Origin of the sequence: Cobetia sp. MC34, assembly GCF_018340035.1 — a bacterium.
Classification (GTDB): Bacteria; Pseudomonadota; Gammaproteobacteria; order Pseudomonadales; family Halomonadaceae; genus Cobetia; species Cobetia amphilecti.
Window position 1 is genome coordinate 34,946 of record NZ_JADPPY010000022.1, and the last position, 19,884, is coordinate 54,829.

The window sequence follows — 19,884 nt, forward strand, 5'->3', positions numbered from 1 at the left end:
GCCGAGCGCAGGCGCTCAGCGACGGCTCAGTCCAGCTTCGGTCAGTTCAGTTCTGATCAGTCCAGCTTTGATCAGTCCAACTTTGATCAGTCCAGTTCGGACTTGCCGATCACGCCCGGCATCGCCGGGGCTTCGTTGACCGTATCGTGGCGCACGAAGGCCAGATGCTGCTGGTAGGCGGTGACGACTTCGTCGAGCACCTGGGCACGCGACAGGCCGTTGAGCTCCTGACCGCTGCCACCTTCGGAGAGGTGCACTTCCAGACGCAGGTAGAAGTCGTCATTGGCGTCGATGAAGCTTGGCGTCTGCTGGCGCACCGCACGCACCTGGTAGACGAAGTTGGAGGCGTCCTCGAACTCGACTTCCAGCGTCACGCGCGGCAGCGGCTCATCTTCCAGCGTCTCTTCGGTGACGCTCGAGACCTGACCGCGACGATTGAGCTCCTCGGCCAGCTGGTTGAGGGCCGGACGGATGGAGCGTTTGAGAGTCGCCTCGGAACTGCCGCTCTGGGCGAAGTCGAGCACGTGGTCCAGACGCTCATGCCAGTCGACGCCTTCGTAGACGCAGCTGTTGTCCTGACGCACGTTCTCCTTGCGGTCCTCGATCATCAGCGCCTTGTACATGCCGATCATCATGAAGATCAGCACGATGGAGAAGGGCACGGCGGTGATCACCACGGCGCTCTGCAGCGCGCTCAGCCCCCCGACCATCAACAGTGCCAGCGTCAGCAGGCCGATGATGGCGGACCAGAAGATGCGCAGCCAGATCGGCGCATCGTGGTTCACGTCCTTGAGGATGGAGGTGAAGTTGGCCAGTACCAGGGCGCCGGAGTCGGCGGAGGTCACGAAGAACACGATACCCAGAATCGCCACCACGGCGGTGGTGATGGTGGAATAGGGCAGCTGCTCCAGGAAGGTGTAGATGGTGTTCTGCGGTGCGTTCAGGGCTTCGGTGGCCAGTGCCGCGACGTCCTGATTGGCGACCATGTCGATGGCGGAATTACCGAACACGCTCATCCACACCATCATGAAGCTCAGCGGAATCAGCAGCGCGCCGAACACGAACTGACGGATGGTACGACCGCGCGAGATACGCGCCAGGAACAGGCCGACGAACGGGGTCCAGGCGATCCACCAGCCCCAGAAGAACAGCGTCCAGCCGCTCATCCACTCATCGGTACCCGGGGTGTAGGCGTAGGTATCGAAGCTCTTGGCGGTGAACTGGGTGATGTAGTCACCGACGTTGAGTACCAGGGCGTTGAGCAGCTGCGAGGTGTCGCTGACGGCGAGCACGAAGATCAGCAGCGCGGTGGCCAGCAGCATGTTGAACTCGGACAGCATGCGGATGCCTTTCTCGACACCGGTGATCACGGAAATGGTCGCCAGTACCATCACGCCGATGATCAGCGCGGCCTGGACGGCGAGGTTCTCGGGCACGCCGAGCATGAACTTGAGGCCGTAATTCAGCTGGATGACGCCGATGCCCAGCGAGGTGGCGATGCCGAACACGGTGGAGATGATCGCGAAGATGTCCACGGCGTTGCCGATCGGGCCATTGATGCGGTTGCCGAGCAGCGGGTAGAAGGCCGAGCGGATCGCCAGCGGCAGGCGGTGGCGGTAGCTGAAGTAGGCCAGCGACATGCCGGCAAGCACATAGATGCCCCAGCCGGAGAGGCCCCAGTGGAAGAAGGTTTCCACCATGGCGTTGCGGATTGCCGCCTGGGTCTGCGGATCACCGGTCACCGGCGCCACGTAGTGGGACAGCGGTTCGGCGATGCAGTAGAACAGGATGTCGATGCCGATGCCGGCCGCGAACAGCATCGCCGACCAGGACAGCAGCGAGAATTCCGGGCGTGAATCGTCCGGCCCGAGGCGAATGCGGCCGAAGCGCGAGCAGGCGATCAGCACCCCGAAGACCAGATAGGCGACGATGGCCAGCATGTAGAACCAGCCGAAGGTATCGATGGTCCAGCCCAGGGCGCTGCCGATCCAGGCGTCGGCCTGTTCGGTGAACAGCATCGCGAAGGCCAGGAAGGCGAGGATACCGATGATCGATCCGTAGAAGACCGTCGGGTTGATACGACTCGAGGACGGCGTGGCGTTCTCGGCGGAAGCAGGTTTCTGCATGAGCAACTCCTTATCAGGGGAAGTTTCACTCGTGCGTGGTGCTTAGCTGCCCGTCAGCCGCAGAATTTGCGGGTGGCGTGCAGGAAAAGACGGACACGAACGGCACGGGCCGTGCTCAGCTCACGCGCGGGGCGGAACTTGCAGCAGCGGCAGTGTCGACTGCCGTGACGACGCGATTGCAGGGGCATCGCTGGGCAGCAAGCAAGAAATGCCGATGGGCAATTCATGAGAGACGCCGGGTGCGCACCGTGGTGCGGCCCCTTTCCTGCAGGCCAGATTGGCCGCAGAAGAACGATGGCGGGTCGAGCGCTGGGGAACGCCTGGCCTTCATCGGGCTGCTCTCATCACTTCGAACGTCTACTCGGCGTCCCTGGACGTCACCCGCCTTCTCGCGAAGGGGCGGGTCACTCCGGTGTCTGCTCGCGAGTCCGTGGCGGTCGCCGTCGCTTGCTCCCTTGAAGTTGCCGGGATGGCAGGCGTCAGTCTCGTCGGCATCTGCCGGGTCCGCTTTCCTGTGACGGTTGCAGGCATCCCGTCTTGCTGCCGCCGGTCGAGATCGGCAGCGGAGGGGAGCTCAGCAGTCAGGAAAACGCGACTCACATCATCACGCCGTGTAATGCTCAAAGCCTTGCAGAATTATTTTAATTGATTGTTCAATAAAAATATAACCCCCCTTTGGGGAAAAAGGCAGTGCAACTGTCGCTTTCGCTTATCCTCGTGTCCCGATCACGTCGCCGCGAGGCCCGATGGCAGAGCCTCGCAGGCGCGGTGTCGTGCCTGGGAAAATCGCTGTCGGTAAAAGGACAGAACGACGCCGCCCCGACCACAGAATCGTGGCCGGGGCGGCGAAAGTGACGTCAGCAGGGCAGTTGAATGGCTGTGTTCGGGGCGCGGGTCGCCCGATTCTTACCTCGCCGGGCCGTCGATCAGCCGGCTTTCAGCTGCCCGGGTGATGGTCTGACTCAGGCATCTTCAGACTGGTCGGCGTCATGCATCGGGCCGCGCTTCATGTCGCCGCCCTTCATGCCACCATGATGCTTGCCAGCGTGATGGCGCATGCCATTGGCCATGAAGGCTTCCAGCGCATCGAGCTGCTCGGCGGACAGCACATCGGCGAGTTTCTCGCGGCCTTCCTCACGCAGCTCCAGGCGCTGCTCCTTCATTTCCTTGCGCATTTCCTGGCGAGCGGCGACACGCTCCTGCTTGGTGTCGGCGTCCTGCATGGCATCGCGCATGTCGTCGTGCATCTCTTTCATGCTGTCATGCATCTCGTCACGCATTTCCTTGCGGACTTCCTTGAGCGCCTGCATCTGGTCATCGCTCAGGTTCCAGCTGGCCAGCAGCGCCTTCATGCCTTCCTGCTGCTGACGGTCGGCCATCTTCGGGCCGCGCTTGTCACGCTGGTGCATCAGGTCCAGCACCTTGATCTGGTCGTCATCCAGCACCTTGGCCAGACGATCGTGCTGGGTCTTGCGCAGTTCCTCGAAGGCGGCCTTGCGCGCTTCACGCGAGTCAAAGTCGGTCTTCTTGAGTGACTCCATGTCGTCACGCATGGACTTGAAGGAGTCCTTGAGCGCGCTGCACTGGTCGTCATCCAGGTCCCAGCTGTCGAACAGGGCGCCCATCAGCTGCATGCGTTGCTTGCCGTTGTCGGCCATGTGCTTGCCGCCACGCTCGCCGGCCATGTGCTTGCCGCCGCGTTCTCCATCACGCTCGTCGGCATGCTTGCCTTCGCCGTGACGTTTGCCGTCATGCTTGCCCATGTGCTTGCTGTGCATCGGCTTGCCGGCAGCCCAGTAGGCTTCGAGCACCTTGACCTGATTCTCGTCGAGAATCTCTGCCAGGGCGGCCTTGTGTTCTTCACGCTGTGCCTGGATGGCGTCGCGGCGCGCTTCGCGGGAGTCGAACTTCTGCTCCTTGAGCTGCTTGCGGCTTTCCATCTGCTGTTGCTTGAGTGCGTCGAGCTGTTGCTGCTGTTCATCGCTGAGATGCCAGCTGGCGAGAATCTTGTCGAGGCCTTCCTTGCGGTCGGCGCCGTCATGGTGCTTGTCGTTGCTTGAGGCCACGGCGGTCATCGGCAGTGCCAGGGCGGTCAGCAGACCGGAAACGATGAGCTTGCGAGAAATGCGGTTCATGGCGTACTCCGAGTGTCTAGATAAAGGGCCGGAATCAAGCGATAAGAGCATTATCAGCAGTGAATGTGCCGGCATTGTGCAACGTTTCATGGGGTTGCGTGCAACGCGCCTGGGCGGAACATGCAACGGCTTGCTGTGTCTTTTCTATGTCGTCGTTCTGCAGCGTGATCTTGTGGCCTGAATCCTGTAGGGACTGAGTCCTTGATCAAGGTGATGACGCCAGGTTTCAACCCGGGGCGCTCAGACGCGGCTGCCATCAGCCGCCGTGGTGGCGCTTCTTCGCCGCCTTGGCGTTAGCCTGGGCGTTCGCCGGATAGTGGCGGTCGAACTGCTGGTGGAAGCGCTGGGTCTGATGGCGGTTCAGGACGCGATCGACATCGGCCAGGTAGGCCTTGCGCGCCTTGGCAAGTGCCTTGGCGTCGTGATGGCTTTTAGCGGCCTGACGTTGCTGGCGATAGTGGCGATATTGCTTGTCGAGGGTGGCACGCTGACTGACGTTCAGGCTGATGCCATCCAGCAGCACGTTCAGCGAGACATCGGCGGCGCTGGCACTGGTCACGCTCAGCGGTGATGCCATCAGCATGACGCTCAGTACGCCGGCACCGATCAGGCGAGTGCGGGAGAGAGCACGATTGGCAGGACTGTGGGACATGACGAATACCTCACTTGTGGCGTAGACCCGCGCTTGAGCAGCAGTAAATGGCTCTCACTTAGGCAGTGATGACAGTATCCGTCGCAGTTGGACAGCAAGTTCGCACCGTGGGTGCAACAAAAACGCAACCGCCGTCTGTGGTCACAGACGGCGGTTGTCATGTTTCTGAAAGGTTTCAGGGCCTGCGCGAGGCGAGATATCAGTCCAGCACGTCAGGCTCGAACTTGTAGCCGACCCCATAGATGGAGCGAATCACGTCGCGCTCCGGCCAGACATTGGCGATCTTGCGGCGCAGCTTCTTGACGTGGGAATCCACCGTGCGCTCGGAGACGATGCGGTGGTCGCGGTACATGTGGTCCATCAGCTGGTCGCGGGAGAAGATGCGCCCCGGCGACTGCATCATCACCTTGAGCAGCTGGAACTCGACCGCGGTCAGGCCCAGGTCGCTGCCATCGGCCAGTGCCTGCCAACCTTCCTCATTGAGCACCAGCTGGCCCTTGTCGGAGGTCTGCGAGAGGGTCTGATCAAGCGCCTGGCTGCGACGCAGCACGGCCTTGATGCGCGCCACCACCTCACGCGGACTGAAGGGTTTGCAGATGTAGTCATCGGCGCCCAGCTCCAGCCCCAGCAGGCGGTCCACTTCCTCGACCCGCGCGGTCAGCATCACGATGGGCAGCAGATTGTCCTCGGCCCGCAGCTGACGGCACAGGGTCAGGCCGTCGGTGCCCGGCAGCATGAGGTCCAGCAATACCAGGGCGGGTGTCTCGTCATTGACCGCCGCGATGACGGCGTTGCCGTCGTCGACATGCCGGGTGCGATACCCGCTGCCGTCCAGATAATCGCACAGCAGGCTTGCGATCTTGGGCTCGTCTTCCACCACCAGAATCAGCGGTTTCTGGGTCTCGGCCCGGGCGTCAGTGGTGTCGGCGTGAACGTCGCTCATGGTCAAGAGTCCTTGCAGATGAAAATGACTGTTTCAAGTAGACAACAGCGGCAGGCGAATGTCCCATCGCAGTCCGCCCAGCGATGACTGGCCCGGCACCAGCTGGCCATCATGCGCACTGACCAGCGCGCTGGCGATCGACAGGCCCAGACCTGACCCCCCGCTGGAGCGGTTGCGCGAGTTCTCGACCCGATACAGGCGCTCGGTGAGGTGGGCAAGCTCGGCCTCTGGCACGCCGGGGCTCGAGTCTTCCCAGCGCACGACCGCCCAGCCTGGGTGGCCGGCGCCATCCCCGGGTGCGGCGGCCTCGCGCAGCAGGCTGACCCTCAACTTGCCGGGCGAGTCGGTGTAGGCGCGGGTGTTGCTGGCCAGGTTGCTCCACAGCTGATGCAGGCGCTGCATGTCGCCCTGCACGCGCAGCGGCAACTGGATGTCGGTCTCCAGCTGGATGCCGCTGTCTTCCAGCCAGCCGCGCAGGTCGTCCAGGCTATCGCTGAGCTGGGCATCCAGCTCCAGCGGCTCGCGCCAGGCTTCCAGGGTGCCGGCATCGCTCTGGGCCAGCAGGCGCAGATCCGACACCAGGCGGTTGAGGGCATCCACCTCCTGCTCCAGCGAGCCGAGGCTGTCTTGGCTCATCGGGCGGATACCGTCCTGCATGGCCTCGATCTCGCCCTTTAGCACCGCCAGCGGCGTGCGCAGCTCATGGGAGATATCACTCACCCAGCGCTGGCGCGAATCGCGGTTGGTCTCCAGCGTCTGCGCCAGCGCATTGAAGTCGCCGGCCAGCCGCGACAGCTCATCCCGCCCGCGCACCGGCAGGCGGGTGGCATAGTCGCCGCTCGACAGACGGCTGGCGCCACTGGCGAGGTCACGCACCCGATGGCCCAGCCACCAGGCGATACCGGCCGCCGCCAGCAGCGAGGCGAAGGTGGAGGACAGGATGATGGTCGCCAGATTGCGCGATTGACGCTCCAGATACTGGTCCTTGCCGCGGCGCAGGAATTCACTCACCGGCAGGTAGCCCAGCTCGCCGATCTTCTCGCCGTTCAGCTTGAGGTCCTTGAACCGCATGCCGGGGATGGGGCGCGGCGGCCCATTGAGGCGCTGGCCGCGGGTATCGCGCAGCATGTAGTCCTGGGGGCGATTCATGTTGGCGCCCGGCGGCATCTCGAACCTGTCCGGCGGCGCCTGGGAATGCACGATGCGCCCCCAGTTGCGCCGGCTCTTCATCCAGTCCCAGTTGCCTTCCGCGGCGTAGGCGCTGACCAGATCGGACGAGATCAGCTCGATGCGCTCCTGCTGGGTCTGCTCCAGATACTCCGCGAACCCTCTGTCCATGCTGTGGGAGATGAACATGTAGATGCTGCCGCCGATCACGACATTGGTCAGCAGCAGGATCACGAACAGCCGCACGGACAGCCGTGAGCGCCAGGCGGTGACGGCGGGCATCATGATGGCTGCTCCTCATGACGCGGGGTGCGGGGCGGCAGCCCCAGCAGGCGTCGCAGATTGTGCTGCAGGTCTTCCAGCAACAGATAGAGCGAGGGCACCAGGATCAGCAGGATCACCGTCGCGAACAGGATGCCGAAGCCGATGGAGACCGCCATCGGGATCATGAAGCGTGCCTGGCGCGAGGTCTCGAAGATCATCGGCGCCAGACCGAAGAAGGTGGTCAGCGTCGTCAACAGGATGGGGCGCAGACGTCGTGTGGCCGCCATGATGATCGCCTCACGCGCAGTGGCGCCGGCCAGACGCTGGCGGTTGGCGTAGTCGATCAGCACCAGGGCGTCGTTGATGACGATGCCCGACAGCGCCAGCATGCCCATCAGGCTGATCACCGACAGGCCATAGCCCATTAGCTGATGGCCGATGACCGCGCCGATCAGACCGAAGGGAATCGCCGTCATCACCAGCAGCGGCTGCAGATAGCTTCTGAACGGCAACGCCAGCAGCAGATAGAGTGCCGCCAGCGTCAGCAGCAACGACACCTGCAGTGACCCCAGGTTGTCGGCGGTCTCTTCCTGACGCCCGCCATAGCCGATGCTCAGGCTCGGATACTGGCTCTTCAGCTGAGGGTAGACATCGCTTTCCAGACTGGTGATCACCTGACTGACCGCGTCGGACGGGGTGACGCTGGCGGTGACCTCGATCACGCGGCGGCCATCGATGCGCAGGATGCTGGACGCGGCGCGTCCCTGCTCGATGTCGGCCACCAGCCCCAGAGGCACGCTGACGCCGTTGCCGGTCTGCACGCCGAAGTTCTCCAGCTGGGCGAGGCTCGCGCGCTGGTCTTCGGGCAGCAGCACCTTGACCTCGACCTCGTTGCGGCCCTGCTGCTGCTTGAGGGCGGTCGCGCCGGACAGCGGCCCGCGCAGCTGATTGGCCAGGGTGGCGCCATCCAGTCCCAGCGAGCGACCGTAGGCATTGAGCTGCAGATAGAGCTCGCGCTTGCCGTCATCCAGGCCGCTGTCGATGTCCGACAGCGAGCTGTAATCCTCAAGCGACGTCGCCAGCGACTCGGCGGCGGCCATCAGCGCGCCACTGTCAGACGAGGAGAGGCGGATGGTGAGGCCCGCGCCGCGCCCCGGCCCGCCGATATCGGATTCAAACAGCAGCGACTCGGTATTGGCGATGGAGCCGGCTTCCTCACGCCAGGCCGTGATCAGCTGCGAGGGCGACCAGTTGTCCTCCACCGTGGTGTCCAGATTGGCGATGATGCTCAGCGAGTTGCCTTCGATCTCGGCGCTGGTGGAATAGATCGCGGGGGCGTCGTCGCGCTCACGGACCCGCTCCAGCGCGTCCAGCAGCAGGGTGCGCACTTCGCGGTCCTGGCTGATCGGGCTGCCCACCGGCAGGTTGGCGGTGACGCCGGCACGGTTGGACTCGACACGCGGCATCAGCGAGAAGCCGAGGCGGCCACTGGCCATCCAGGCCATCGCCAGCACCAGCAGCGCCAGGCCGCAGATGGCGGTCAGGCCACGATAGTTCAGGCACCCTTCGAGGAAGGGCTGGAAGCGGCGACGCGTGAAGCGCTCGAGCCCGTGCTGGACGCCATGGCGCACGCGGTCCAGCGGTGCCAGCCAGCGGATCGGTTTCTCACTGGTGTGGCCCAGGTGCGCGGGCAGGATGAAGATCGCCTCGATCCAGCTCAGCGCGAAGATGCTGATCACCACCAGCGGAATGATGCCGAATACCAGCCCGAGGAAGCCGGGCAGGAACAGCAGCGGAATGAAGGCCACGATGTTGGACAGGATCGAGAACGCCAGCGGCACCGCGATCTCGCGCGCGCCGAGAATGGCGGCTTCGCGCATGCTGGCGCCGCGCTCGCGGTGCGAGTGGATGTTCTCGCCGACGATGATGGCGTCATCGACCACGATGCCCAGCGCGATGATGAAGGCGAACATCGAGATCATGTTGATGGACACGCCGACCAGCGGCAGGAACAGCATCGCGCCGAGGAAGGCGGTGGGAATGCCCAGCGTGACCCAGAAGGCGAGACGCGCCTCGAGGAACAGCCCCAGCAGCACCAGCACCAGTACCAGCCCCATCCAGGCATTCTTGAGCAGCAGCTCCAGACGGTCCTGATAGACCAGCGAATCATCGTCCTCGACGCTCAGCGTCAGTCCGCGCGGCAGGCTGGCGGTCAATTGCGGCAGCATCGCCATGGTCGCGGCGGACAGCTCGTTGGGTGTCTGGGAGCCGACCTGATAGATGTCGAGACCGATCGCCGGTTCGCCATCGTAGAGCACTTCCTTGTCACTGTCAGCGAAGCCGTCGGTGACGGTGGCGATATCGCCCAGGCGCACGACATTGCCTTCCTGGCTGGAGATCACCGGCAGTTGCGCGAACTCGGCGGCGCCGTCGCGCCGCGCCTCATAGCGCACCAGATATTCGCCCTGCTGGGTGTCGAGGCTGCCCCCGGCCAGGTTGAGGGCCTGATTGCCGATCAGACCGGCGATATCCTGATGCGACAGGCCATAGCGACGCAGCGCGCCTTCCTCCAGCGCGACATGCACCTCGCGGTCACGGATGCCGGTCAGCTCCACCTTGGTGATGTCGTCGCTGTCGAGCAGGCTCAGGCGCAGACGCTCGGCGACATTGCGCAGGGTCTGGTCATCGGTCTGGCCATGCAGCTTGAGCTCCATCACGCTGCGCGAGCGGCCCGCCAGCGAGTAGACGGGCGGGTCGGATTCATCGGGCAGGGTGGTGATGCTGTCGATGGCCTGCTGGATGTCCTGATAGGCGCGCATGGTCTCGACGCCGTCCTGCAGCTCGATGGACAGCGAGCCGAGGCCTTCCTCGGCGGTGGCGGTGATCTCCTCGATGCCCTCCACGTCCTGTACCGCGGACTCCATCGCCTGCAACAGGCTCTCGGAGACCTCATCCGGCGTGGCGCCGGAATAGCTGACGCTGACGTTGATGATCTCGAGCTCGAAGGAGGGGAAGACCTCCTTCTTGATCTGACTGGACATCAGCAGGCCGCCGAGAATCAGACACAGCATCAGCAGGTTGGCGGCGACGCCATGATCGTGCATCCAGCGGATGGGGCCCTTGAGGCGCGACTGTGCCGTCATGAGTCACTTCCGGTGGTCGTGGCGTTCTTGTCGGCAGCTGCGGTGCTCTTGTCGGCAATCGTGGCGCTATTTTCGTCAGCCGCCTTGGCATCAGTTGTCTTGGCGGTCGGCGTCGCCGCATCGCCGCGCGCGCGCAGGGCCATGCCGGCTTCGACGCTGCTCAGGGAGCTTGTGATGACGCGCTCGCCGTCCACCAGACCGTCGGCGACCAGCAGGGTGTCATTGCCCAGATGGCGCACGCCTACCGAGCGCTTCTCGAGATGCCCGTCCTCCGTCAGCACCCAGACCTGCTGGCCGCTGCGCAGCGCACTGATCGGCAGTTCGATCAGCGAGGCGGTGCGCTGGGGCGTCAGGGTCGCCTCGACCACATCGCCGATGCGCAGCGCCGGGGTGCTGGCGCGCGCCTCTTCGGAGACATTGAGCGCCAGCGGGTCTTCCACCGCCACCATCACCTGGGTCAGCAGGCCGTTGTCTTCCAGCGACGGCAGCACGCTCCACACTTCGCCACGGCGATGCTGGCCATCCGGCCAGGCCTTGCTCGAGAGCAGTACCGGCGTGCCCTGGCCATCACGGGCGTGGGTTGAGAGCCATTCCATGTCGGCCTGCGGCAGATTGAGGCGCACCCAGAAGCGGTCGGTGGCCACCAGCGTCAACAGGTCGGTGAAGGCGTTGAGGTCGCTGCCTTCGCCGACCAGCCGCTCGCTGATCAGACCGTCGTAGGGGGCGCGAATATCGGTGCGGGCCAGATTGAGCTTGGCCTGATCGCGGCTGGCGCGGGCGCTTTCCACGGCGGCCTGGGCCGACTTGAGCTGAGGTTCGCGCAGGACCAGCGCTTTCTGAGCCGCCGGCAGATTGCGACCGAAGGTCTTGTATTCAGAGGCGGCGCGGATCTGCTCGCCCTTTTCAGAGGCGAGGCTGGCTTCTGCCGTGGCGAGATCCGCCTCGGCCTGACGCAGTGCCAGCTGATAATCCAGTTGGTCGAGGCTGGCCAGCAGCTGGTTCTCGCGGACTTCGCGGCCGGCCTCGATGCCTTCGGGGAAGGGCGCCAGCTGACCGCTGACGCGCGTGGAGACCGTGGTCTGACGATCGGCGATCACGCGGCCGAAGCCCTCAAGCGTCGGGGCGTTGGCGGCATGGCTGACCGTCACCACCTCGACCGTGGGAGCAGGCGCCTCGCTGGGGGCACGCTTCGGCGCCCCGGGGCGATGATTCATCCACCAGGCGGCCAGCGCGATCGCCAGCGCGAGAATGATCAGCGCCAGCAGGCGCATCCAGATCAGGCGCCGCGAGGAGGGTGCGGGGCGGCCGGCAGGGGCGGGCGACGCGGAAGACGACGCTGGCGTCTCAGGGCTATGGTCCATGCGGACTCCGAACGAAAAGTGACTGGCCTGATGCGCAGCCGTCTTCTGGCCAGTCGCTTTGGCGTCGGTCAGAGCGGGCGGTGGATCATGGCCATGAAAGGCAGACGAATGGGTGGATGATCGCATGATGCCATTCAGGCGCAATGCCAAAATGGGAAATAGCGTGCAACAGACGCAATCTGCCATTGCGTGATTGGCGCCCCACAAAAAAAGCTGCCACACGAAGTGGCAGCTTTTCACGAGTGCGCCTGGCGGGCGGCGCCTGCTGACGAATGAACCCTCCTGTCAGCCTGGCTGAACCGCGCGGGCAGGCCAGATTTCAGTAGTTGAAATAGTTGAAATAGTTGAACTGGATGAACGGGATAAACTAGATGAACAGGCCGATCAGCAGCGCCATGCAGACGCCGATCACGCCGATCAGGGTCTCCATCACCGTCCAGCTCTTGAGCGTTTCCTTCTCGGTGAGGCCGAAGTAGCGGCTGACCAGCCAGAAGCCGGAGTCATTGACGTGACTGAGCACGGTGGCGCCACTGGCGATGGCGATTACCACCAGCCCCAGTACCGGGCCTGATAGTGCCAGCGTATCGATCACCGGGGCCATCAGGCCGGCGGCGGTGATCATCGCCACGGTGGCCGAGCCCTGGATGACACGCACGGCGGTGGCGATCAGGAAGGCAAGCAGGATAGGCGGCAGGTTGCTGTCAGCCATCAGGTTGCCGAGCACGTCACCGACCCCGGAATCGATCAGCATCTGCTTGAAGACGCCGCCCGCGCCGGTGACCAGGATGATGATGCCGGCGGGTTCGAGCGCCTTGGTGGCGACTTCCATCACCTGTTCGCGCGTCATGCCGCGGCGTGTGCCCAGCAGGGTGAAGGCCATCAGGGTGGCCAGACTCAGTGCCACGAACGGGTGACCGAGGAAGCCCAGCCAGCCGACCAGCGGGCTGTCGTCACCGAACAGGAAGCCCGAGACGGTGTTGAGCACGATCAGCGCCAGCGGCAGCAGCACGATGGACAGGATCAGACCGAAGCCCGGGGCGCGCTGATTGACCTCTTCATCGCTCATCACGCTGCCGGTATTTTCCATGTAATCCGGGATCCTGGCGTCGATGCGCGCCGCGATGAAGCGACCGAAGATCGGCCCCGCGACGATCATCGCCGGCAGGCCGCACAGCGCGCCGAACAGGATGACGTAGCCGAGATCGGCACCGATCAGCTTGGCGACCGCGATCGGCCCCGGGGTCGGCGGAATGAAGGAGTGGGTCACGGCAAGACCGGCGAGCAGCGGGATGCCGTAATAGAGCAGCGAGCGGCCGCTGCGGCGTGCCAGCGCATAGACCAGCGGCACCAGGATGATGAAGGCGACATCCAGGAACACCGGAATCGCGACCAGAAAGCCGGTCAGCGCCAGCGCCCATTGCGAGCGTGAGGTGCCGAAGCGCCCCAGCAGGGTGTTGGCCATGCGATCGACACCGCCGGACACTTCCAGCATCTTGCCGAACATCGCGCCGAGACCGACCACGGTGGCAACGAAGCCCAGGGTGTTGCCCATGCCGTTGGTGACGGAGTCGATGATGGCGTCGGGCTGCATGCCGGTGGCCAGTCCGACCCCCAGACTCACCACCAGCAGGGCAACGAAGGCATGCAGGCGCAGGCGCATGACGAGGTAAAGCAGCAGCAGGATGCCACCGAGGGCGGCAAGGACGAGGGTGCTATCTGGGGACATGATGGCGAACTCTTGCGGCTGGCAACGGCGTGATCATCGGCCATTGCCCAAAGGCGTATTGTGTGAGGCGTCGTGGGTCGTGCAGGATGAAAGTTACCGGTAACATTAACGCTTACGCAATGATCCGAAAGGTGCATGAGGGACAAAAGTCTGTCGCGTCTGGCAGCTGGCTGTCCGCCAACGGGCAGTCGTGACAGCCGTCCCGAGGCGCCGGACAAGGGATTGATCGGCAACATCGGGTACGCTGGTGGGCCATCGTTTTCATTCAGGGGGAGAGGGTTTTCATGCAGCAGCAGGCAGAAGGAGCATCAGCGGTCGCGTCGATGCCGACCAGGTCAGAGGCTCTGGCCGCGCACGGTGGCGTGCGTCTGGTGGTCATGGGGGTGTCGGGCTGTGGCAAGTCACACGTCGGACAGCAGCTGGCGGCGTGCCTGGGCGCGCAGTTCATCGATGGCGACGATTATCACGGTGAGGCCAACGTGGCCAAGATGGCGCGCGGCACCCCGCTGGATGACGACGATCGCCACGGTTGGCTGGCCCGTCTGGCCGAGCTGATCGAGGCGGCGCGCCACGACGGGCGCAGTCTGGTACTGGCCTGCTCGTCCTTGAAGCGACGTTATCGGGATCAACTGCGTGGCGGGGACCCCGCGCTGGGCTTCGTGTTCCTCGAAGGCACGCGCGAGCTGCTGCTGGAACGCCTCGAGGCGCGAACCGATCATTTCTTCAAGGGCGCTGACATGCTCGACAACCAGCTGGCGACGCTTGAAGTGCCCGGCGACGATGAAGGGCGCATCCACACCCTCGACATCAGCGCTACGCCACAGGCGCTGGTCGAGAGTGTCTGTCAGCAGATCCTCGACGCGCCGGAGCGCTAGTCGGTCGCCGGACGTTTCACGGCGCCAGACTGCCACCACTTATTACGAGGACAGGCTACCGCCAGTCTGCAGGCTGAAGCCCAGGTCTTCCCACAGGCCGTGGGGCGTGGCGTCGAGATCGCCGCTCAAGCGCGCCAGCAGCAGGGCGGCGGCGCGCTCGCCGATCTCGCGGCGTGGCGTGACCACGCTGGCCAGCGGCGGCCAGGTGCCACGGGTCATCTCCAGGCCGTTGAAGCCGGCCAGCGCCAGCTGGTCGGGCACCGACAGGCCGCGGCGCTGGCACTCGAACAGCCCGCCGGCCGCCAGGTCGTCATTGCAGCAGAACACGGCCTGGGTCTCGGGCCAGCGGGTCAGCATCTCGTCGAGCAGCTCGCCGCCCATGCGCACGCTGGAGGGCGCATCGGTGGTCAACAGCGCCTGCTGTGACAGGCCGGCGGCCTCCATCGCCGAGCGCCAGCCGCCCAGGCGCTGTTCGACGCGGCGGTCCATGCGCGCACCGAGAAAACCGATATGGCGATGGCCCAGCGCGATCATGGCCTCGGTCATCGCGCGGCCAGCGGCGTGCTGGTCCAGTCCCACCGCCATGTCGAGCGGCGTCTCGCGCTTCTCCATGCACTCCACCACCGCACAGCCCGAGCGCGCGATCATCTCGCGGGTACGAGGGCTATGGCGACTGCCGCACAGCACCAGCCCGTCGATGCCGAAGGAGAGCCAGGTCTCGATCAGGCGCTCCTCTTCCTGCATCGAATAGCCGGTATGGCCGATCAGCAGCTGATAGCCCGCGGCGGCCAGCGGGGCTTCCAGGCCGCGATGCAGCTCCGAGAACACGGCGTTGGAGAGCGACGGAATCAGCAGCGCGATCAGCCGCGAGTGGCCGCTGGCGAGGCTGCCGGCCTGACGATTGGGCATGTAGCCCAGCTCGCGGGCGCATTCGGTTACCCGCTCGCGCATCGCGGCGGACACCTTCTCGGGCTGATTGAGCGCGCGCGACACCGTGACCTTGGTGACGCCCAGTCGGGCGGCGATATCGGCCAGGGTGACGCGCTTGAGGCGGGAAGCTTTGTGAGGCTGAGAGGGCATGGACATTCAAGCGGCTGCGAAGGAGGACAAGAGTGTCCCTGTTAAGGCAGTCCGGGAGCAAGCCTTGCCCGGCGGATCAGACGTGACTCAGCGAGAGCAGGAACAGAATCATCGGCGGCGCTGCCAGCGACAGCAGGAAGCCCGAGACCACGGCGACCGGGACGCAGGCCACGCCGCCGGTCTGCTGGATCACCGGTAGCGTGAAGTCCATCGAGGTGGCCCCGCCGATGCCGATGGCCAGCGGCGTGTAGCGCTGGATGGTCAGGGGGATCAGCACGAAGGCCAGCAGCTCGCGCGCCAGGTCATTGAAGAAGGCGGCGCCGCCGAGAATCGGCCCGAGCTGATCGCCGACCAGGATCCCCGACAGGGAGTACCAGCCGAAGCCGGCCGAGATCGCCATGCCCTGATTCCACTCCAGCGCCAGCAAGGGGGCCGCCAGTAGGCCACCGAGCAGCGAACTGGCCATCACCGTCAGCGCGATGATCAGGCCGTGTCGATTGAGCAGGATCTGGCGCAGGCTCATGCCGGAGCTTCTGAGCTGGCAGCCGATCAACGCCAGCAGCACATAGAGCGCCCATTCGGCGAGGGTATCGGTATCAAGCTGGGTGCCGAAGGTCTTGAGCAGCACGCCGGCGCCGACGCCGAGCGCGACCACGGCGGCAAGGGTCAGCGAGCCGGACAGCGCCTGCCAGCGGGTCATCGGCGCGCCATCCACCGCCTGGGCGGGATTGGCGCGCAGCGGGCTGCGGCGCGACAGCCACCACAGCGCCAGCAGATTCAGCGGCGTGATGATGGCGAACAGCGTCAACGCCTGACCGCTCATGGCGGCCATGCCGACACTCAACTGCTCCAGCGCCGCCAGCCCCATGCCCATCAGGAACAGGATGAGATAGATGGAGGCATTGACCAGCCGATTGACCACCGCCAGGCGACCAGGATCGGTGAGGCGTACCAGATAGCCGAGTATCAGCGGCAGAAGAATGAAGATGAGACCCGACAGCATGACCCTTCCTTGGCGTTGCCACCCGGACAGCAGGGGCGGCGCAAGTGATTGATTGGCGGTGAATACCGCCGAAGGGCCTTACTATATCGGTTGGCGTGGAGTCTGGATAACCCCGCCATCACCATTGCGCGAGAGACTTGCTGATGGCGTATCAGCGGGGCTTATGATCCGCCGCGCTAGAGGCGGGAGCTGTCATCACTGGCGGGCGCTGCTCAGCTGGTTCAGGGTCAGATGGGCCGAGCGCGGCGGCACCTTGCCGTTGCGGTTGCCGTCCTTGTCCATGACGTCTTCGTAGTCGAGGTAATCGAGGCCGACCATCAGGCCCGGCCAGCGCGGCGCCAGCCAGATACGGTAGTGCTTGTGCTCGCGATGCTTGCGCCACGCCTCGATGCGCAGGGTGCGGAAGGTGCGCTGTGCCGCCTGGCGTGTTTCCTGGCCCTGGATCTCGTACATCAGGGTGCGCTGGCGGCCCTTGTGGTCGAGATAATCCAGTGAGCAAGGCGTCGCGGCCAGACAGGCCTGCTCGCTCCATTGGCTGTCGACCTGCTGGCTAAGCAACACCAGCAGGCTCTGACGGTCAGGCAGGCGGGTGTTGCCTGCCTGCGGCGCTTCCCGGTTGTAGTCCTTGCCGATGCCGGCCAGCCGATAGCCGGAGCGATAGCCCTCGGGCAGCATGCGGCCCTCCGCGAGCGTGAAGCGGCCCTGCTCATAGCCACTGGCGACCTTGATGGAGGCCTCCATGCTGGCGATGTACAGCTCGCCACTCTGGCTGACGCGCTGGGTGATGGGCACGTCCGGCCAGCCATCCAGCACCAGGGTGTAGTGGGCGGTGAAGGGCACCGGCGCGATGCTGGCGACAGGCGCCAGGGGCGCGTCAGGGCTGACAGCGGCCTCATCGCTGGCCGCCTGGGCACTGCCCGCCAACAGCAGGAGCGCCCCCAGGCCTGCGCGGCACAGGCGCTGCCATGCCGAGGGCCGATCGGCGCGTGTGGCGGTGCAAACGCCGCGCCGCGCGGCAGATTCAGAGAAGTGAGACAAGGCGGAAGATGGCAGGGTCATGGTGACTCCCGAGACCGGCACTGGAGCCGTGGCCTGTGAATGGGGGTGTCGAGCGGTCAGGCAGCGACGAGTCAGGGCGACTGCACGTGATGATGTAATGATGTTGAGGCGATCCACAATCAAGCCAACGCCCGTGAGGCGGCCACGACGATATTTCAGCGCTTGCTCATGTGCAATGGATAGGTACTCTGTAACTGCCTTGTCCTTCCCGCCGCGCGCGGCGCGTACCTAGACGTTGGGTCCAATCAGGAGATCATCATGGCCAGCATTGTCATCATTGCCGGGGATTTTGTAGAAGATTATGAGCTGATGGTGCCGTTTCAGGCGCTGCAGGCGATGGGGCATCGCGTGGATGTCGTCTGCCCGGACAAGACGAAAGGCGATATCGTCAAGACCGCCATCCATGACTTCGAGGGTGATCAGACCTACACCGAGAAGCCGGGCCACAACTTCGCGCTCAACGCCAGCTTCGCCGAGATCGCCGTCGAGAGTTACGACGCGCTGCTGATCCCCGGTGGCCGCGCCCCCGAGTATCTGCGTCTGGATGAGCGTGTGCTGGCGATGGTGCGTCACTTCGTCGAGGCCGACAAGCCCATCGCCGCCGTCTGTCATGGCCCGCAGCTGCTGGCCGCCGCCATGTCGCTGGAAGGCCATCGCGTCAGCGCCTATCCGGCCTGTGCGCCTGAGGTGAAGCTGGCTGGCGGAGAGTTCGTGTCGCTGGAAGTGACCGACGCCGTGACCTCCGGCAAGCTGGTGACTGCACCGGCCTGGCCGGCGCATCCGGAATGGCTGCGTCAGTTCCAGGCGCTGCTGGTGTGATGCACCCCTGCTAGCCACGCCGTCGCATCGGATGGGCTTTACGACACCCTGCCACTCGGCGGGGTGTCGTCGTTTCAGGCGGGGTGTCGTAAAGGGCGTCGTCGTTTCTCTCGGCAAACGCCTCGATCCAGGCCCGCTGCGGGGCGAGTCGCGATTGCTGTGCAGCTCGCCATGCGGGATCGCCCAGCGAAGTGGCATAACGCTCGGCGTGATCACAGGCCAGCAGCAACCAGCTGCCGGCCAGCGACTCACCGCGTGCGCGCCTGAGCGCCAGACTCTCGAGCAGCCCCGCGAAGGCGGTGCCGGTGGAGGGGCCGACCTCAAGCCCGGCATGCTCGGCCAGCCACAGCGCGGCCGCCTGACTGCGCGCATCCGCGATGCGTCGGTAGTCATCGAAATGGGCGGGGTCGAATGCCTCCAGCACGCAGGGGCGGCCGATGCCTTCGATGGGGTTGGTCGCCTGCGGGACGGGCAGGGCAGTCGTACGGGTGCCGTGGGCACGATGGTGCTGCCAGCAGGCGTGATAGACGGAGTGCTCGGGGTCCACGCCGATCACGCGGGTGCGATGGCTCCCGTGATGCAGATAGCTCCCCTGATGCAGATGGCGCTTGTGGCGCAGATGACGCGCGAAGCTGGCGGCACTGCCGCCGGTGCCGGCGCCGAGAAATACCGCCTGCAGCTCGGGCAGCTCACGCGCGGCGATCTGTGCCAGGCACTCCCCGGGCAGGCTCGTATCGCTTGCCCAGTCGCCGGCCCCGTCGCTGCGCCAGTCGCCAGCAGTAGCGGCATGGCGGAATTGATTGATGAAGTGACCGCCGCTGTCGTCGGCAAGCGCCTGCGCATGCTGACAGAGCCGAGCGGGGTCCTCGATTTCCACCACGCGCCCGCCCTCGCCACGAATCGCTTGCTGCTTGTAAAAGGCGGTGCCCCTGGGCACCACGGCAATGAATTCCAGCCCCAGCCGGCGTGCCAGCCACGCTTCAGAGACCGCGGTGGAGCCCGAGGAGGCTTCGATCACCGGGCCGCCGGGTGTGAGCCAATCCTTTAGCAGGGCCTGCTCGAACAGCGACATCGCCAGGCGATGCTTGAGCGAGCCGCTGGCATGCGCCCGCTCGTCCTTGATCAGGATGCGCGCCTCGCCCAGTCCGCGCAGGCTGAGTTCCAGCAGCGGGGTTACCGGGGTGGCGGCCTTCAAGGCTGCAAGCTTCATGAGGCTGCGTTGGCGCCATGACTCGCGCTGAGTCGTGTGCGGGGCGTGCTGTGCTGCGGGCGTGCTGAAAGGCGCAGTCGAGGGCGAGGCAGTGGTCGGCATGGCGGCATTTCCGGTCGCAGGAAGGAGCTTTCATGGTACGACCAGCCGCCAAGCAAAACTTGCCAGTTGTCATGGCGTGAGCCATGTTTCATCCCGGCTTATTCATGAGGCCGACCTGAAAACGAAGATGGCGAGTGGTTTTCTCTTGTAGAATCAGGATGTTCCTGCCAGAACACGATTCAAGAGGACCACTCGCCATGGGTGAAACCCTAACGACCT

At 64.8% G+C, this 19,884-nt stretch carries 14 protein-coding genes; 2 read left to right on the plus strand and 12 right to left on the minus strand.

Going from position 1 to position 19,884, the window contains the following annotated elements; all coding sequences use genetic code 11:
- Positions 1–86: 86 nt before the first annotated feature.
- The 8 genes from betT to IZU87_RS12175 all read right to left on the minus strand — a co-directional run bounded on the left by betT (position 87) and on the right by IZU87_RS12175 (position 13,517).
- Complete coding sequence (gene betT / locus IZU87_RS12140) at positions 87–2,126, minus strand: choline BCCT transporter BetT (protein WP_043334330.1); 2,040 nt, start codon at positions 2,124–2,126, stop codon at positions 87–89.
- Between the two features lie 962 nt (positions 2,127–3,088).
- On the minus strand, positions 3,089–4,261 hold the full coding sequence (locus IZU87_RS12145; RefSeq protein ID WP_213114665.1) for a Spy/CpxP family protein refolding chaperone: 1,173 nt from the start codon (positions 4,259–4,261) through the stop codon (positions 3,089–3,091).
- 256 nt (positions 4,262–4,517) lie between these two features.
- On the minus strand, positions 4,518–4,913 hold the full coding sequence (locus tag IZU87_RS12150) for a hypothetical protein (protein ID WP_213114666.1): 396 nt from the start codon (positions 4,911–4,913) through the stop codon (positions 4,518–4,520).
- A gap of 199 nt (positions 4,914–5,112) precedes the next feature.
- Positions 5,113–5,856 (minus strand): response regulator, encoded by a 744-nt coding sequence (locus IZU87_RS12155; RefSeq protein WP_052384687.1) that lies wholly within the window; start codon positions 5,854–5,856, stop codon positions 5,113–5,115.
- 33 nt (positions 5,857–5,889) lie between these two features.
- Positions 5,890–7,308, minus strand: a complete 1,419-nt coding sequence (locus IZU87_RS12160) for an ATP-binding protein (RefSeq protein ID WP_213114667.1) — start codon at positions 7,306–7,308, stop codon at positions 5,890–5,892.
- Entirely contained in the window at positions 7,305–10,430 is a 3,126-nt protein-coding gene (locus IZU87_RS12165) for an efflux RND transporter permease subunit (RefSeq protein ID WP_249330576.1), read from the minus strand. Before IZU87_RS12165 ends, IZU87_RS12160 begins: the two co-directional genes overlap by 4 nt.
- Entirely contained in the window at positions 10,427–11,791 is a 1,365-nt protein-coding gene (locus IZU87_RS12170) for an efflux RND transporter periplasmic adaptor subunit (RefSeq protein ID WP_213114668.1), read from the minus strand. The genes IZU87_RS12165 and IZU87_RS12170 overlap by 4 nt, the downstream gene beginning before the upstream one ends.
- A 367-nt stretch (positions 11,792–12,158) precedes the next feature.
- On the minus strand, positions 12,159–13,517 hold the full coding sequence (locus IZU87_RS12175; RefSeq protein WP_043334321.1) for a GntT/GntP/DsdX family permease: 1,359 nt from the start codon (positions 13,515–13,517) through the stop codon (positions 12,159–12,161).
- Between the two features lie 323 nt (positions 13,518–13,840).
- Between IZU87_RS12175 and IZU87_RS12180 the strand changes: the two genes are divergently transcribed.
- Positions 13,841–14,392 (plus strand): gluconokinase, encoded by a 552-nt coding sequence (locus tag IZU87_RS12180; RefSeq protein WP_249330577.1) that lies wholly within the window; start codon positions 13,841–13,843, stop codon positions 14,390–14,392.
- A gap of 42 nt (positions 14,393–14,434) precedes the next feature.
- On the opposite strand, the gene IZU87_RS12185 is transcribed toward IZU87_RS12180, so the two are convergent.
- From IZU87_RS12185 to IZU87_RS12195, 3 genes are all read right to left on the minus strand, one after another.
- Entirely contained in the window at positions 14,435–15,472 is a 1,038-nt protein-coding gene (locus tag IZU87_RS12185) for a LacI family DNA-binding transcriptional regulator (protein WP_213114669.1), read from the minus strand.
- A 76-nt stretch (positions 15,473–15,548) separates the two neighbouring features.
- Complete coding sequence (locus tag IZU87_RS12190; RefSeq protein ID WP_054555660.1) at positions 15,549–16,475, minus strand: LysO family transporter; 927 nt, start codon at positions 16,473–16,475, stop codon at positions 15,549–15,551.
- Between the two features lie 195 nt (positions 16,476–16,670).
- Positions 16,671–17,534 (minus strand): hypothetical protein, encoded by an 864-nt coding sequence (locus IZU87_RS12195; RefSeq protein WP_213114670.1) that lies wholly within the window; start codon positions 17,532–17,534, stop codon positions 16,671–16,673.
- A gap of 258 nt (positions 17,535–17,792) precedes the next feature.
- Here IZU87_RS12195 and IZU87_RS12200 point away from each other — a divergent pair, with 258 nt between their 5' ends.
- Positions 17,793–18,353, plus strand: coding sequence for a DJ-1/PfpI family protein (locus tag IZU87_RS12200; protein ID WP_213114671.1), 561 nt, complete (start codon positions 17,793–17,795; stop codon positions 18,351–18,353).
- Between the two features lie 10 nt (positions 18,354–18,363).
- Here the strand turns inward: IZU87_RS12200 and IZU87_RS12205 are convergent, their stop codons facing one another.
- Positions 18,364–19,563 (minus strand): PLP-dependent cysteine synthase family protein, encoded by a 1,200-nt coding sequence (locus IZU87_RS12205; RefSeq protein WP_213114672.1) that lies wholly within the window; start codon positions 19,561–19,563, stop codon positions 18,364–18,366.
- Positions 19,564–19,884 lie beyond the last annotated feature (321 nt).

What these genes read in the sequence shown, in the direction of transcription:
- betT (WP_043334330.1), bottom strand. Translation starts at nt 2,126, where the DNA reads ATGCAGAAACCTGCTTCCGCCGAGAACGCCACGCCGTCCTCGAGTCGT.
- IZU87_RS12145 (WP_213114665.1), bottom strand. Translation starts at nt 4,261, where the DNA reads ATGAACCGCATTTCTCGCAAGCTCATCGTTTCCGGTCTGCTGACCGCC.
- IZU87_RS12150 (WP_213114666.1), bottom strand. Translation starts at nt 4,913, where the DNA reads ATGTCCCACAGTCCTGCCAATCGTGCTCTCTCCCGCACTCGCCTGATC.
- IZU87_RS12155 (WP_052384687.1), bottom strand. Translation starts at nt 5,856, where the DNA reads ATGAGCGACGTTCACGCCGACACCACTGACGCCCGGGCCGAGACCCAG.
- IZU87_RS12160 (WP_213114667.1), bottom strand. Translation starts at nt 7,308, where the DNA reads ATGATGCCCGCCGTCACCGCCTGGCGCTCACGGCTGTCCGTGCGGCTG.
- IZU87_RS12165 (WP_249330576.1), bottom strand. Translation starts at nt 10,430, where the DNA reads ATGACGGCACAGTCGCGCCTCAAGGGCCCCATCCGCTGGATGCACGAT.
- IZU87_RS12170 (WP_213114668.1), bottom strand. Translation starts at nt 11,791, where the DNA reads ATGGACCATAGCCCTGAGACGCCAGCGTCGTCTTCCGCGTCGCCCGCC.
- IZU87_RS12175 (WP_043334321.1), bottom strand. Translation starts at nt 13,517, where the DNA reads ATGTCCCCAGATAGCACCCTCGTCCTTGCCGCCCTCGGTGGCATCCTG.
- IZU87_RS12180 (WP_249330577.1), top strand. Translation starts at nt 13,841, where the DNA reads ATGCCGACCAGGTCAGAGGCTCTGGCCGCGCACGGTGGCGTGCGTCTG.
- IZU87_RS12185 (WP_213114669.1), bottom strand. Translation starts at nt 15,472, where the DNA reads ATGCCCTCTCAGCCTCACAAAGCTTCCCGCCTCAAGCGCGTCACCCTG.
- IZU87_RS12190 (WP_054555660.1), bottom strand. Translation starts at nt 16,475, where the DNA reads ATGCTGTCGGGTCTCATCTTCATTCTTCTGCCGCTGATACTCGGCTAT.
- IZU87_RS12195 (WP_213114670.1), bottom strand. Translation starts at nt 17,534, where the DNA reads ATGACCCTGCCATCTTCCGCCTTGTCTCACTTCTCTGAATCTGCCGCG.
- IZU87_RS12200 (WP_213114671.1), top strand. Translation starts at nt 17,793, where the DNA reads ATGGCCAGCATTGTCATCATTGCCGGGGATTTTGTAGAAGATTATGAG.
- IZU87_RS12205 (WP_213114672.1), bottom strand. Translation starts at nt 19,563, where the DNA reads ATGAAGCTTGCAGCCTTGAAGGCCGCCACCCCGGTAACCCCGCTGCTG.